The organism is Stenotrophomonas sp. YJH_SMC_17 (genome assembly GCF_059371655.1).
Genome location: NZ_JCAFUU010000001.1, coordinates 453,963 through 466,627, shown reverse-complemented (window position 1 = coordinate 466,627; position 12,665 = coordinate 453,963). Strand labels below are relative to the sequence as shown.

16 protein-coding genes are annotated in these 12,665 nt (G+C 67.4%); 10 read left to right on the top strand and 6 right to left on the bottom strand.

Features of this window, described 5'->3' with window-relative positions:
• Window positions 1-143: 143 nt before the first annotated feature.
• Complete coding sequence (locus tag AC5P8Z_RS02270; RefSeq protein ID WP_495227963.1) at window positions 144-764, bottom strand: glutathione S-transferase family protein; 621 nt, start codon at window positions 762-764, stop codon at window positions 144-146.
• Between the two features lie 80 nt (window positions 765-844).
• Here AC5P8Z_RS02270 and AC5P8Z_RS02265 point away from each other — a divergent pair, with 80 nt between their 5' ends.
• The 7 genes from AC5P8Z_RS02265 to AC5P8Z_RS02235 all read left to right on the top strand — a co-directional run bounded on the left by AC5P8Z_RS02265 (window position 845) and on the right by AC5P8Z_RS02235 (window position 6,900).
• Window positions 845-1,813 carry a helix-turn-helix transcriptional regulator gene (locus AC5P8Z_RS02265; protein WP_495227961.1) on the top strand — a complete coding sequence of 323 codons (969 nt, stop codon included), beginning with the start codon at window positions 845-847 and terminating at the stop codon, window positions 1,811-1,813.
• A gap of 46 nt (window positions 1,814-1,859) precedes the next feature.
• Entirely contained in the window at window positions 1,860-2,780 is a 921-nt protein-coding gene (locus tag AC5P8Z_RS02260; protein ID WP_295565702.1) for a lytic transglycosylase domain-containing protein, read from the top strand.
• Window positions 2,781-2,971: 191 nt separating this feature from the next.
• Entirely contained in the window at window positions 2,972-3,592 is a 621-nt protein-coding gene (gene petA, locus AC5P8Z_RS02255) for a ubiquinol-cytochrome c reductase iron-sulfur subunit (RefSeq protein ID WP_004151998.1), read from the top strand.
• A complete protein-coding gene (locus AC5P8Z_RS02250; RefSeq protein ID WP_180865500.1) occupies window positions 3,592-4,851 on the top strand; it encodes a cytochrome b in 1,260 nt (419 codons plus the stop codon). Before petA ends, AC5P8Z_RS02250 begins: the two co-directional genes overlap by 1 nt.
• Window positions 4,844-5,593: a cytochrome c1 gene (locus tag AC5P8Z_RS02245; protein ID WP_495227959.1), complete on the top strand. Its 750-nt coding sequence runs from the start codon at window positions 4,844-4,846 to the stop codon at window positions 5,591-5,593. Before AC5P8Z_RS02250 ends, AC5P8Z_RS02245 begins: the two co-directional genes overlap by 8 nt.
• A gap of 134 nt (window positions 5,594-5,727) precedes the next feature.
• The gene (locus AC5P8Z_RS02240) at window positions 5,728-6,363 is read left to right on the top strand and encodes a glutathione S-transferase N-terminal domain-containing protein (RefSeq protein WP_005408842.1); all 636 of its coding nucleotides are present in this window, start codon (window positions 5,728-5,730) and stop codon (window positions 6,361-6,363) included.
• 84 nt (window positions 6,364-6,447) lie between these two features.
• Window positions 6,448-6,900 carry a ClpXP protease specificity-enhancing factor gene (locus tag AC5P8Z_RS02235; RefSeq protein WP_014646584.1) on the top strand — a complete coding sequence of 151 codons (453 nt, stop codon included), beginning with the start codon at window positions 6,448-6,450 and terminating at the stop codon, window positions 6,898-6,900.
• Window positions 6,901-7,002: 102 nt separating this feature from the next.
• Here AC5P8Z_RS02235 and AC5P8Z_RS02230 read toward each other — a convergent pair whose 3' ends face one another.
• The 4 genes from AC5P8Z_RS02230 to AC5P8Z_RS02215 form a co-directional block, all read right to left on the bottom strand.
• Window positions 7,003-7,353, bottom strand: coding sequence for a DUF3301 domain-containing protein (locus AC5P8Z_RS02230; RefSeq protein ID WP_295565704.1), 351 nt, complete (start codon window positions 7,351-7,353; stop codon window positions 7,003-7,005).
• Between the two features lie 67 nt (window positions 7,354-7,420).
• On the bottom strand, window positions 7,421-8,422 hold the full coding sequence (locus tag AC5P8Z_RS02225) for a DUF2272 domain-containing protein (protein WP_495227958.1): 1,002 nt from the start codon (window positions 8,420-8,422) through the stop codon (window positions 7,421-7,423).
• Between the two features lie 180 nt (window positions 8,423-8,602).
• Window positions 8,603-9,454 carry a carboxylating nicotinate-nucleotide diphosphorylase gene (gene nadC / locus AC5P8Z_RS02220; RefSeq protein ID WP_286071519.1) on the bottom strand — a complete coding sequence of 284 codons (852 nt, stop codon included), beginning with the start codon at window positions 9,452-9,454 and terminating at the stop codon, window positions 8,603-8,605.
• Window positions 9,451-9,720 (bottom strand): Trm112 family protein, encoded by a 270-nt coding sequence (locus tag AC5P8Z_RS02215; protein ID WP_005408847.1) that lies wholly within the window; start codon window positions 9,718-9,720, stop codon window positions 9,451-9,453. The genes nadC and AC5P8Z_RS02215 overlap by 4 nt, the downstream gene beginning before the upstream one ends.
• Before the next feature lie 58 nt (window positions 9,721-9,778).
• Here AC5P8Z_RS02215 and purE point away from each other — a divergent pair, with 58 nt between their 5' ends.
• The 3 genes from purE (at window position 9,779) to AC5P8Z_RS02200 (ending at window position 11,893) form a co-directional block, all read left to right on the top strand.
• A complete protein-coding gene (gene purE, locus AC5P8Z_RS02210; protein ID WP_005412808.1) occupies window positions 9,779-10,282 on the top strand; it encodes a 5-(carboxyamino)imidazole ribonucleotide mutase in 504 nt (167 codons plus the stop codon).
• A complete protein-coding gene (locus tag AC5P8Z_RS02205; RefSeq protein ID WP_286071520.1) occupies window positions 10,279-11,427 on the top strand; it encodes a 5-(carboxyamino)imidazole ribonucleotide synthase in 1,149 nt (382 codons plus the stop codon). Before purE ends, AC5P8Z_RS02205 begins: the two co-directional genes overlap by 4 nt.
• Before the next feature lie 124 nt (window positions 11,428-11,551).
• A complete protein-coding gene (locus AC5P8Z_RS02200; protein ID WP_008268125.1) occupies window positions 11,552-11,893 on the top strand; it encodes a carboxymuconolactone decarboxylase family protein in 342 nt (113 codons plus the stop codon).
• A gap of 75 nt (window positions 11,894-11,968) precedes the next feature.
• Here AC5P8Z_RS02200 and AC5P8Z_RS02195 read toward each other — a convergent pair whose 3' ends face one another.
• A complete protein-coding gene (locus AC5P8Z_RS02195) occupies window positions 11,969-12,547 on the bottom strand; it encodes a superoxide dismutase (protein ID WP_495227957.1) in 579 nt (192 codons plus the stop codon).
• Window positions 12,548-12,665: the final 118 nt, after the last annotated feature.

Genomic DNA, 12,665 nt, shown 5'->3' with positions numbered 1-12,665 from the left:
CGCGGCCGCCGCGCGCTCCTGTAGAGCCGAGCCCACGCTCGGCTGCTCTTCCCGCTTCCCATGGGACAGCCAGACATGGCCTGGCTCTGCTGAAACCAGCCGAGCCTAGGCTCGGCGCTACAAAGGAAGCCCGGCCGGCGCCCTTACGCTGCCGCCAGCTCCGCATCGATCTGCCGCGACCGGTCGAAGGCGGTCATCGCGCTCATCCGGGCGATGTAGTCGGCCGTTGCCGGCGCCGGCTGCACGAGGCCAAAGGCGGTGGTCCAGGCCAGCGCATTGCCCCATAGAACGTCGGCGGCGCTCATGGTCTCGCCGAGCAGGTAGGGGCCCTGCGCCAGCTGGGCCTCGATCACCTGCAGCACGGTCTCGGCGTCGTTGTAGGGCGACATCAGGCGCGGCGGCGGCTCGCGGTGCATCGCCTTGTCGATCATCGCCGGCTCGAAACACGCGCCGTAGAAGGCCATCCAGCGCAGGTAGGGGCCGCGCAGGGTGTCGCCGATCGGCGGGGCCAGCCCGGCTTCCGGGTAAAGGTCGGCAAGGTACAGGTAGATCGCCACCTGTTCGGTCACCAGTGCGCCGTTGTGGACGATGGCCGGCACCTTGCCCATGGGGTTGATGGCCAGGTAGGCCGGGGCCAGGTTGGCGCCGCCCTTCAGGTCCAGCACCTGCATGTGGTAGTCGGCACCCAGCGCTTCCAGCAGCGCCACTGCGCCGCTCGAGCGGGAACGGGCGGCGTGGTACAGGATGATCTGGCGTGAGGTCATGGCATTGCTCCTTGCGGTGGGTGGTGAACTGGAGGTCATCCTGGGGCACTATTGCGGACGACTTCTGTCCTCGATCCTTCATGCGCCACACCGCCCATCGACTGCTGCGCCTGATCGCCCTGCTGCAGGCCCGCCGCCAGTGGTCCGGCGCTGAGCTGGCCGAGCGGATGAGCGTGGACAGGCGCAGCATCCGCCGCGACATCGAGCGCCTGCGCGAGCTGGGTTACCCCATCCAGGCCTCGGCCGGGGTAGGGGGCGGCTACCAGCTTGGGGCTGGGGCGCCGGTCCTGCCGATGCTGCTGGACGAAGAAGAAGCGACCACTCTGGCCATCGCCCTGCGCGCGGCCTCGGCCACCGTCGCCGGTATCGATGACACCGCACGTGGCCTGCTGTCCAAGCTGGACCCGCTGGTGCCGACCCGCCGTCGCCAACAGGCCGGCGAAGTGCATGCCGCCACCGCCACCCTGTCGGATCTGCCCGCTACCGACGCGCGCCTGCTGGGGCGGCTGGCGCAGTACTGCCGGCAGGCGTCGCGGCTGGCCTTCGAGTACCGCAGCGCGCAGGATGCGGTCACCCAGCGCGAGGTCGAGGCCCAGCACCTGGTCAACTATGGCCGGCGCTGGTACCTGCTGGCCTGGGACCTGGGACGCCAGGACTGGCGCACCCTGCGCGTGGACCGCATGGGCGCTGTGCGCGAATGCACCGGACCGGGCCTGCATCGGCGTACGCCGGCGCCCCCGGACGTGATGGTGCGGCAGGCGGTCAGCCAGGCGCCGTTCGCGCTGCAGGCCATCCTCCGCCTGGCCGGCAGCCATTCCGAGCTGGAAGGCCGCATCCCGCCGTGGTGTGGGGTACTGGAAGCGGATGGCCCCGACCACTGCCTGCTGCGCATGGGGGCCGAGAGCCGCGGCATGATGCTGGCGCAGATCCTCAGCCTGGACCGCATACCGGTGGCGCTTTGGACCACCCCGCCGGGCCTGCGCGACGAACTGGCACAGCGCCTGGCCGGCCTCGGCCAGCTGCTGGCTGTGCCGCCGGTCACAGGCTGAGCCTCATCGCTTGGCAAGCCCCGGCGAAGCTGGGACACTCGCCGCCATGAAGGGGATACTGGGGACAACGGCGATCATCATCGCTGCGCTGACCGCTGCGCCGGCCAGCGCTGGAACCCTGTACAAGTGCCAGGGCGCCGACGGCGTCACCAGTTATGTGAGCAAGCGGGTGGCCGGCGCGCGCTGCAGCACCATCAGCTATGCCCGTGATACCCGTCCGGCGCCGCGTCCGGTGGTGTCCGCACCGAAGCCCGCGCCGACCACTGTGGCCAGCATCGAACGCAATCCGGTCGCCGTGGCGGCCAGTACCGCTGCGCCTCCCCAGGTGGCACCGGCGCCGGCGGGGTCAGCACCCGCCGCGGCACCGACGCCCTCGCGTGCCGGGCGCATGGTCAATGGCCAGGTCTATTCCTTCATGAAGGATGGCGTGCGGCATTACACCAGCGCGCGCCCGACCCAGGTGGCCAACCTCGGCCCGGTGCGGACCATCCGCTACAGCTTCATGGAGCGCTGCTATGCGTGCGGCGTGAATCCGCGCGTGGACTTCGGCACGGTGCGCCTGAACACCTCGGCCTTCCAGGCCGAGATCACTTCGGCTGCGCGCGAGTTCGGCGTGGAAGAGGCGGTGGTGCGCGCCATCATCCATGCCGAGTCGGCCTACAACCCGACCGCGCTCAGCCGCGCCGGCGCACAGGGCCTGATGCAGCTGATGCCGCCGACCGCCGCGCGGTTCGGGGTAAGCGATTCCTATGACGCCGGGCAGAACATCCGCGGTGGCGTGCAGTATCTTGCGTGGTTGCTGAAGCGCTTCAATGGCGACCTGACCCTGGCCGCGGCGGGCTACAACGCCGGCGAGGGCGCGGTTGACCGCCACGGCGGTGTGCCGCCCTACAGCGAGACGCAGTACTACGTGCGCCGGGTCGGCCAGCTGGCCGAGCGTTACCGCACCGCTTTGACCAAGCAGTAGGTGCCGACCGTTGGCCGGCACGCATTTGGTAGTGCCGGCCGCTGGCCGGCAACCCCGTAATTCAATGTTGTTGCAATGCGTTGTGTGGCGCGCGACGGTTCCGCTACACTCGCCCATGATTCAATGCGGCTCTGGCCCCCACCGGATCCGCTGGCAGCCTTAAAGCTACCTAATCAATATCGGAGTGCCGGATGGCCAACGATGGGGTACACGATCCAGTCAACACCGGACGTCGGCGTTTTCTTTCTGCCACCACAGCCGTGGTGGGCGCCGTCGGCGTCGGATTCACCGCAGTTCCTTTCATCAAATCCTGGAACCCCAGTGCCCGCGCCAAGCTTGCCGGCGCACCGGTGGTGGCCGACATCAGCGCCCTGCAGGAAGGCCAACGCCTGATCGTGGAATGGCGTGGCCAGCCGATCTGGATCGTCAAACGGTCCAAGGCGATCCTCGACGCGTTGCACGGGCTGGATGGCCGTCTCAAGGACCCCGAGTCCGGCGAGAAGGACCAGCAGCCGGACTACGTGCTCAAGCAGAACCCCGAACTGCGCTCGATCAAGCCGGACATCTCCGTGCTGGTCGGCCTGTGCACGCACCTGGGCTGCTCGCCGGAAATGGTCGCCGAGATCCGGCCTGAACCCTACGACCCGCAGTGGAAGGGCGGCTACTTCTGCCCCTGCCACAAGTCGCGCTTCGACATGTCCGGCCGCGTCTTCAAGGACGTGCCGGCGCCGATCAACCTGAAGGTGCCCGCGCACCATTACCAGGACGACAACACCATCATCATCGGTGTCGATCCGCAGGGGGCTGCCTGATGGCCAATATCCTCAGCCGTACCGCCAGCGGCGTGGCCGACTGGGTCAACGCCCGCGCGCCCGGCCTGATGCCGGTCTACCGCAAGCACGTCAGCGAGTACTACGCGCCGAAGAACTTCAACATCTGGTACTACTTCGGTTCGCTGGCGCTGCTGGTGCTGGTCAACCAGATCGTCACCGGCATCTTCCTGACGATGCACTACAAGACCAACGCCGCCGAGGCGTTCGGTTCCATCGAATACATCATGCGGGACGTGGAGTGGGGCTGGCTGATCCGCTACATGCACTCCACCGGGGCCTCGCTGTTCTTCATCGTGGTCTACCTGCACATGTTCCGCGGCCTGCTGTACGGCAGTTACCAGAAGCCGCGCGAGCTGGTGTGGATCCTGGGCATGCTGATCTACCTGGTGCTGATGGCCGAAGCCTTCATGGGTTACGTGCTGCCGTGGGGCCAGATGTCGTTCTGGGGCGCCAAGGTGATCATCTCGCTGTTCGGCGCGATACCGGTGATCGGCAATGGCCTGACCGAATGGATCATGGGCGACTACCTGCCCAGTGATGCCACGCTCAACCGCTTCTTCGCACTGCATGTCATCGCATTGCCGCTGGTGCTGTTGCTGCTGGTGGTACTGCACCTGGGCGCGCTGCACGAAGTGGGTTCGAACAACCCCGATGGCGTGGAGATCAAGAAGGGGCCGAAGGGCAACCGCTGGTCGCCGAACGCACCGGCCGACGGCATTCCGTTCCACCCGTACTACACGCTCAAGGATGGCGTCGGCGCCGGCTTCCTGCTGATCATCGCTGCCTTCATCATCTTCTTCGCCCCCGGTTTCGGCGGCCTGTTCCTGGAGCACGACAACTTCACCGAGGCCAACCGCCTGGTGACCCCGGAACACATCAAGCCGGTCTGGTACTACACGCCGTACTACGCGATGTTGCGGGTGGTGCCGAACAAGCTGGGTGGCGTGCTGGTGATGTTCTCGGCCATCGCGATCCTGTTCCTGGTGCCATGGCTGGACAAGGCGAAGGTGAAGTCGGTGCGCTACCGCGGCTGGATCTCGAAGGTGATGCTGGGCGTGCTGGCGGTGTGCTTCGTGTGGCTGGGCGTAATCGGCTCCGGTCCGGGCACCGACGTGCACGAGACCTACATCGGGCGGGTGCTGACCTTCCTGTACTTCGCGTTCTTCATCACCATGCCGCTATGGACACGGTTGGACAAGACCAAGCCGGTACCGGAGAGGGTGACCACCCATGACTGATCGCTGGATGGTCCGGCTGGCCCTGACGGCCGCCCTGATGCTGGGCAGTTTCCTGGCCTCCGCCGCCGAAGGTGGCGCCACGCTGCTGCAGGCCGGCAACGACCTGGGTGACCGTGCCTCGCTGCAGCGCGGCGCGCAGCTGTACATGAACTACTGCTCCGGCTGCCACGCGCTGAAGTACCTGCGCTACTCGCGGATGGCGCAGGACCTGGGCCTGACCGAAGAAGAGGTGATGAACAACCTCAACTTCACCGGCTCGGCGATCGGCGACCCGATCCCGGTGGCGATGCCGAAGGAGAACGCGGAGAAGTGGTTCGGCAAGATGCCACCCGATCTCAGCCTGATCTCGCGTGTGCGGGGCAGTGACTGGGTCTACACTTATCTCAAGTCGTTCTATCTTGACAGCAGCCGCCCGCTGGGCTGGAACAACGCGCTGTTCGCCAACGCGTCCATGCCCAACCCGCTGTGGGAGATGCAGGGCCTGCAGCATGCGGTGCACGGCAAGGCGGAGGCGCCCGGCATGGACCCGCCGGTGACCGGCCTGAAAATCGAAACGCCCGGGTCGGTCGATGCCGGCCAGTACGATCAGGCCGTGCGGGACATCACCAACTTCCTCGAATACGCCGGTGAACCGGCCGCGCTCAAGCGCCAGCAGCTGGGCGTGTGGGTGATCCTGTTCCTGGCCCTGCTGACGTTCCTGCTGTACCTGCTGAAGAAGGAATACTGGAAGGACGTTCACTGATTCTGCCGCCGGCCATCGCACGGGCCTATTGGCTTTTGTGATGGTCGGTTGCACACTCGGGGAGGAGTCGATCGCTGGCACGGTGCCGGCGGCGCCGATGCGGCAGGCGGTCTCCTGTCGTGGGAGAGCCTTTGATGGCGGCGAGCGTACGCATGCGCAATACACTGACGCTGTTTTCTTCGAACGACGATGTGCTGTGCCACCGTGTACGCCTGGTGCTGGCGGCCAAGGGGGTCACGTTCGACTTCGTTCCGGTCGATCCGCAGAACCCGCCTGAAGACCTGATCGACCTCAATCCATACCATTCGGTGCCGACCCTGGTCGAGCGCGAGCTGGTGCTGTACGCCGCCTCGGTGGTCAGCGAGTACCTGGATGAGCGTTATCCGCATCCGCCACTGATGCCGGTTGATCCGCTCTCCCGCGCACGCATCCGCTTGGCGATGCTGCGCATCGAGCACGACTGGGTGCCGCAGGTGCAGGCCATCCAGCTGGGCAACAAGACCCAGGCCGAGGCCGGGCGCAAGCGCCTGAAGGAGCTGCTGACCGCCTCGCTGCCGCTGTTCAAGGCCAGCAAGTTCTTCCTCAACCCGGAAATGAGCCTGGCCGACTGCGCGATGGCGCCGATCATCTGGCGCCTGCAGTCGCTGGATGTGCCGCTGCCGAAGGATGGCAAGGCGATCGAAGACTACGGCAACCGTATTTTCCGCCACCCCGGTTTCGTCCGCAGCCTGACCGACCAGGAAAAGAAGCTGCGCGATCTGCCGGTCTGATCCGGCCATGCGTTACCCGTCTGTACGCCGACCGGCGTGCAGGCGATCCGCCCCGGCAGGGCGCCGGGCGCGTACACTTCACGCATGACCGAAGACTTCTTCCACATGACCAGCCACCGCCCGTACCTGCTGCGGGCGCTGGTGGAATGGATCAACGACAACCAGCTGACCCCGCATATCCTGGTCGACGCCGGCGTTCCCGGCGTGCAGGTCCCGCCTTCGGCGGTCAAGGATGGCCGGGTCGTGCTCAACATCGCCGAACGTGCCGTCGTGCGGCTGATGATCGACAACGAGATGGTGAGCTTCTCGGCGCGCTTCTCCGGCACCAGCTACCCGGTGCAGGTACCGATCAGCGCCGTGCTGGCCGTCTACGCCCGCGAGACCGGGCAGGGCATGGCGCTGCCGGATGACATTCCGGGCAGCGAGACCGCGCCGACCAGTGACGAGCTGCTGCACGAGGACGGTACGCCGCCGGACGATACGCCGCCGGCCAGTCCGCCACCGAAGGGCCGCCCGAATCTGCGCGTGGTCAAGTAATGTTTCCAACGCCGCCCCGATGGGCGGCGTTTTTCTTTTCAGGATTCACCGGTGGGGCAGGGATTGTGTGGGTGCCGACGTTGGTCGGCACACCTTCAGTCCTTACACATCCTCGGCATCGTCCACATCCGGCCGGATCTGGCTGATCCGCGCTGCGCCGGGGCCGGTAAACGAAATCAACTGGTCACCGCGCAGCACCATGCGGCCCACGTGGCGATCGAGGCCATCGTAGGAATACTCGAACTTGAAGGTGCGTTCGAAGCCGAGCCGTCCGTCCTCGCCGCGCGACAGGCGCAGGCCGGTGGCGTGAACGGCCTGGTCCAGCCATTGCACATCGGCTGCGCGGCAGGCATTGCGGCCCAGCTCGACCGCACGTTCGGCGGCCGAACGCGCAGCGTTCCAGAAGAAATAGATGATTCCGCCGGCAATCAGCAACAGCAGCAGGGTGGGCATGGCATCAGCCGTCAGGGATCGATCCTGCAAAGATGGCGGCGAACGCGCGCTGGATCAAGCGCCGGCATCACCGTGTCGATTGTGGTTCGCCCGACACCTGCGGTGCCGGGACCTGGGTCGGTTGCGTCGGCGAGGTAGGCTGCATCGGCGCGGCAGTGGGCGAGGGCATCACCAGCGGTGACGTGGCGGTCAGCTGCAGCAGCGCAGCCCAGTCCTGGCGGTTGAAACTGCATTCTTCCTCGCGCCCGGGGGTGCAGCTGGGGTCGATGCCGGTGCTGTTGCGTTCGCGCGCCGGAGGCAGCTTGATCAGCCCGGTACGATCCAGCTGCAGCAACCGCATCGCCACCGTGTTCATTACGTTGCCGCCCACCAGGTACAGGGTCTGGTCGCCGCCGAGGTTGGCCGCCACCACCACTTCGCAATGCGATTTCCAATGGCCCACCGAGCCATTGCCCAGCGCCTGCACCAGCCCGCTGTAGCTGAGCGTGGTGCTGCGGTCACGCAGGAAGCACAGCAGGTCGCCCGGCGCGGGCTTGGCGGTGGCCGGGTCGACCAGCCGATAGGGTGCGCCCGATGGGCCGCCCTGGTACGCCGCGCGGATGTAGTCGATGTGGCGGGGCGAGGTGTTGAAGCCCGGAACACCGGCGCGCACCATCACCCAGGAAATGAAGGCGGCCGACCACGGGTTGTCGATCAGGAACGCCCGGCAGTCGCTGTCGGTGTAGCGCGTGCCCAACGGGGCCAGGCAGCTGCTGGCACCGGCGATGCTGCCCATCGCATTGAGCGTGCCGCTGTCGCGCCAGTAGCCGGCCACGCGCCGCCAGGCGATCAGGCCGTTGTCGGCCAGGTGATCGCTTTCGGCCTCGGTGACGCTGAGGCTGGCGGCGCGGCCATCACGATCGATGAAGGGCCGGAACCACAGCCGGTGCTCGTTGCAGGCGGTGTTGCGGATGGCCACGGCCAAGGGGCTGAGGCCGAAGCGCGGCGGCACATCGCAGGCTTCGGCGGCCGCCGCGGACAGCGGCGCCGCGGCCAGCAGCAGGCAGGCAGGCAAGAGCATCCGGCGCATGCGCGGCTCCTGTGGGGGATGGCCGCAGCGTCGCAGAGGCGGCCGTCGCCGAGCCGTGAAGGCGTCCCGGGTCGTGTAGAGCCGAGCCCATGCTCGGCTCATCGCGCGAAGCGCGTGCAGGGCGCGCCGCAAATCGACAAGCAGCCGAGCGTAGGCTCGGCTCTACAAGTCCTGCAGGCCTCAACCCGGCGGCGGGCCCAGCTTCAGCGACAGGTCGATGGCCTGCACGTGCTTGGTCAGGCCGCCGATGGAAATGCAGTCCACGCCGTCTTCGGCGATCGAACGCAGGCCACCCAGTCCGACGCTGCCGGAGACTTCCAGCGGGATGCGGCCGGCCGTGATGCGCACCGCCTCGCGGCGCAGATCCGGGCTGAAGTCATCCAGCAGGATGCGTTCGCAGCCAGCTTCCAGTGCCTGCCGCAGTTGCGCCAGATCCTCGACCTCGACCACCAGCGGCAATGCCGGCCATTGCCGGCGCGCCGCAGCCACCGCCGCGGCCAGCGAACCGGCGGCACGGATGTGGTTTTCCTTCAGCATCACCGTGTCGTACAGGCCGAAGCGGTGGTTCTCGCCGCCGCCGCATCGCACCGCGTACTTCTGCGCCAGGCGCAGGCCGGGCACGGTCTTGCGGGTGTCGAGGATGCGCGTGCCGGTACCGGCCACGGCGGCCACGTAGCGGGCCGTGGTGGTGGCGGTGCCGGACAGCGTCTGCAGGAAGTTCAGCGAGGTGCGCTCGGCACTGACCAGGCTGCGGCTGCGCCCGTGCAGCAGCGCCAGCACGGTGCCGGCAGTGACCGCGTCACCTTCGGAGACACGCCATTCGATGCGGACCTCCGGGTCGAGCGCGCGGTGGGTGGCGTCGAACCAGGGGCGACCGGCGATCACTCCGTCCTGCTTGCACAGCAGGTAAGCGCTGTCGGCCTGGTCGGGCAGCAGGGCGGCGGTGACGTCGCCGCTGCCCAGGTCCTCGGCCAGCGCACGCGCGACATCGGCGGCGACAACGGCCGCATCCGGCGTCGGCAGCGCGCTCATGCGGCCGGGAAGTCGGCGATCTGGGCGGTCGGGATGGCTTCCTCGGCCAGCAGCACCGGGATGCCGTCGTCAACGCGGAACACCTGTTTGCGGTCGCGGGTGACCAGCGCTTCGCGCAGCGGCTGCGCCAGCGGGTTGCCATCGGCCTTGTTCACCGCGCCGGCGGAAATGGCCTTGTTGAGGGCTTCCAGGCCCTTGCCATCCAGCAGGGACAGGGGCTGGCGGGTGTCCGGCGACACCAGCAGGTCGAGCAGCTTGCGATCCATGGTTCTTCGTCTTGCGTGGAAGACGGCTAGAATACGTCTTTAAGGCAGGTGACGGCCAATGACCCCCAACCCGATCGCGCCGCTTGTCGGCATCGTCATGGGTTCCCGTTCCGACTGGGAAACCATGCAGCACGCCGCCCAGAAGCTTGAAGCCCTGGGTGTTCCGTTCGAAGTGAAGGTGGTGTCCGCGCATCGGACGCCGGATGTGTTGTTCAGTTACGCCGAGCAGGCGGGCCCGCGTGGCCTGCGCGCGATCATCGCCGGTGCCGGCGGTGCCGCCCACCTGCCGGGCATGATCGCCGCCAAGACCGCGGTTCCGGTGCTGGGCGTGCCAGTGCAGTCCAAGGCCCTCAACGGCATGGACTCGCTGCTGTCGATCGTGCAGATGCCGGCCGGCATCCCGGTCGCTACTTTCGCCATCGGCAATGCCGGCGCATCCAACGCGGCGCTGTTCGCCGCCGCGATGCTGGCCAGCGACCAGCCGGCGATCGGGCAGGCGCTCGACGCCTTCCGTGCACGCCAGACCGAAGACGTGATGGCCCACGACGATCCGCGCCAATGAGCATGACCGTCGGCATCCTGGGCGGCGGCCAGCTCGCCCGCATGATGGTCCTGGCCGGTGCGCCGCTGGGGCTGCGCTTCGCCTTGTATGACCCGGCGACCGACGCCTGCAGCGGCCCGCTGGCGCCGCTCACCGTCGGCGCCTTCGATGATCGCCAGGCGCTGGCGGACTTCGCTGCCAAGGTCGATGTGGTCACCTTCGATTTCGAGAACGTGCCGGCCGACAGCGCGCAGTTCCTGGCCGATCGCGTGCCGGTCTACCCGCCGCCAGCGGCGCTGGCGGTGGCTCAGGACCGGTTGAGCGAAAAAACCCTGTTCCAGCAGTTGGGTATCCCGCTGCCGGCGTTCGCCGACATCCGCAGCCGCGATGAGCTGGCTGCGAAGGCGGCCGAGTTCGGCCTGCCGTGCATCCTCAAGACCCGCCGCCTCGGTTATGACGGCAAGGGCCAGTTCCGGTTGCGCAGCGAGGCCGACATCGATGCCGCGTGGGATGCGCTGGGTGCGCAGGTCGAACGTACCGGCCTGATCCTGGAAGGTTTTGTCGCCTTCCAGCGCGAGGTCAGCGTCGTCGCCGTGCGTGGCCGCGATGGCAGCTTCCAGGCCTGGCCGGTCACCGGCAATTGGCATGTCGACGGCGTGCTGTCGGCCAGCGTGGCCCCGGCCGTGCTGTCCGATGCCGAGCAGCAGGCCGCGATCGGCTATGCCCGCCGCGTTGCCGAGCACCTGGAGTATGTGGGCGTATTCGCGCTGGAGCTGTTCTGCCGTGACGGCGAACTGCTGGCCAACGAGATGGCGCCGCGCGTGCACAACTCCGGCCACTGGACCATCGAAGGCAGCGAGACCTCGCAGTTCGAGAACCACCTGCGTGCCGTGCTGGGCCTGCCGCTGGGCAGCACCCGCATGCTCGGCCATGCCTGCATGCTGAACTGGCTGGGTGCAATGCCGGACCCGTCGCCGGTGCTGGCCCAGGCCAGCGGCCATTGGCACGACTACGGCAAGGAGCCGCGCGAAGGCCGCAAGGTCGGCCACGCCACGTTGCGCGACGATGATGCTGCAGCGCTGGCCGATGCGCTGGACCAGGTCGGGCTGGAGCTGGACCGTCAGGCCCAGGTGGCGCCGGCGGTGCACGCGCTGCGCAACCGCTGAACAAGGGGTGCCGGCCAGCGGCCGGCACGACCCTGTGTGGCTGCAACGGTGTGGCGCGTGGGTGCAGGCATCGGCGCGACATTCCCGATGGTAGCGTGGAGCTCCTTTCACAGGAGTCACGACCATGCTCGACTGGAATGCCTACCGCAAGGAACTGAAGGGCCGCATCGGCGAGATCGGCAAGCTCTCGCCGGACACGGTCAAGGGTTATGCCACCCTGTCCAATGCCGGTGCCCAGACCAACCACCTCGATGCGAAGACGCGCGAGCTGATCGCGCTGGCGGTAGCGGTGACCACCCGCTGCGACGGCTGCATCACCGTGCACGTCGACGCAGCGCTGAAGCATGGCGCCAGCCGCGAGGAAATCGCCGAAGCACTGGGCGTGGCGGTGTCGCTCAATGCCGGTGCGGCGCTGGTGTACTCGGCGCGGGTGATGGATGCCGTGGCTGCGCACGAGAGCGCGTGAAGCTTCATCTGTAGAGCCGAGCCCATGCTCGGCTGCTGTCCGGCCAGCCGAGCATGGGCTCGGCTCTACAGGGGGTCAGCGCAGCTGGCTTTCGGCAAATTCCCAGTTGACCAGCTGCCAGAACGCATCCAGATAACGCGCGCGGTCATTCTGGTAGTCGGTGTAGTAGGCATGCTCCCAGACATCGCAGCACAGCAATGGCGTGCTTTCACCGGTCAGCGGCGTGCCGGCATTGCGGGTGGCCTGGATGCCCAGCTGCCCACCCGGATGCTGTACCAGCCACACCCAGCCGGAGCCGAATAGGCCCAGCGCGGTGCGGTTGAATTCCTCGCGCAGGCGCTGCGCATCACCGAACTGGCGCTTCACCAGCTCGCTCAGACGGCCCTGCGGTTCGCCGCCACCACGCGGGCGCAGGCACTGCCAGTAGAAGCCGTGGTTCCACGCCTGGGCGGCCGCATCGAACAGCTTTCCCTGGGTCTGGCGGACGATCTCCTCCAGCGACGCTTCCTCCCACTCGGTGCCAAGGATGCCGGCATTGACCGCATCCACATAGGCACGATGATGTCGGCCGTGGTGCAGTTCCAGGGTCTGTGCGGACAGGTGTGGCTGCAGGGAGCCGGAAAGGTAGGGCAGGGCAGGGAATTCGACGGGCATGGACAGGTTCGTGGCCAGAGGGGCGGCGGCAGCCGGTTCCATCGGCTTACAATGGCGGCTACCGTGGGCAGTCTAGCCGACCACCGCGGTCGGTTTGTCCGGCGAAGCAAGGAGTGAG

Coding starts and splice junctions, on each gene's coding strand:
- AC5P8Z_RS02270 (WP_495227963.1), bottom strand. CDS start 764: ATGACCTCACGCCAGATCATCCTGTACCACGCCGCCCGTTCCCGCTCG.
- AC5P8Z_RS02265 (WP_495227961.1), top strand. CDS start 845: ATGCGCCACACCGCCCATCGACTGCTGCGCCTGATCGCCCTGCTGCAG.
- AC5P8Z_RS02260 (WP_295565702.1), top strand. CDS start 1,860: ATGAAGGGGATACTGGGGACAACGGCGATCATCATCGCTGCGCTGACC.
- petA (WP_004151998.1), top strand. CDS start 2,972: ATGGCCAACGATGGGGTACACGATCCAGTCAACACCGGACGTCGGCGT.
- AC5P8Z_RS02250 (WP_180865500.1), top strand. CDS start 3,592: ATGGCCAATATCCTCAGCCGTACCGCCAGCGGCGTGGCCGACTGGGTC.
- AC5P8Z_RS02245 (WP_495227959.1), top strand. CDS start 4,844: ATGACTGATCGCTGGATGGTCCGGCTGGCCCTGACGGCCGCCCTGATG.
- AC5P8Z_RS02240 (WP_005408842.1), top strand. CDS start 5,728: ATGGCGGCGAGCGTACGCATGCGCAATACACTGACGCTGTTTTCTTCG.
- AC5P8Z_RS02235 (WP_014646584.1), top strand. CDS start 6,448: ATGACCGAAGACTTCTTCCACATGACCAGCCACCGCCCGTACCTGCTG.
- AC5P8Z_RS02230 (WP_295565704.1), bottom strand. CDS start 7,353: ATGCCCACCCTGCTGCTGTTGCTGATTGCCGGCGGAATCATCTATTTC.
- AC5P8Z_RS02225 (WP_495227958.1), bottom strand. CDS start 8,422: ATGCGCCGGATGCTCTTGCCTGCCTGCCTGCTGCTGGCCGCGGCGCCG.
- nadC (WP_286071519.1), bottom strand. CDS start 9,454: ATGAGCGCGCTGCCGACGCCGGATGCGGCCGTTGTCGCCGCCGATGTC.
- AC5P8Z_RS02215 (WP_005408847.1), bottom strand. CDS start 9,720: ATGGATCGCAAGCTGCTCGACCTGCTGGTGTCGCCGGACACCCGCCAG.
- purE (WP_005412808.1), top strand. CDS start 9,779: ATGACCCCCAACCCGATCGCGCCGCTTGTCGGCATCGTCATGGGTTCC.
- AC5P8Z_RS02205 (WP_286071520.1), top strand. CDS start 10,279: ATGAGCATGACCGTCGGCATCCTGGGCGGCGGCCAGCTCGCCCGCATG.
- AC5P8Z_RS02200 (WP_008268125.1), top strand. CDS start 11,552: ATGCTCGACTGGAATGCCTACCGCAAGGAACTGAAGGGCCGCATCGGC.
- AC5P8Z_RS02195 (WP_495227957.1), bottom strand. CDS start 12,547: ATGCCCGTCGAATTCCCTGCCCTGCCCTACCTTTCCGGCTCCCTGCAG.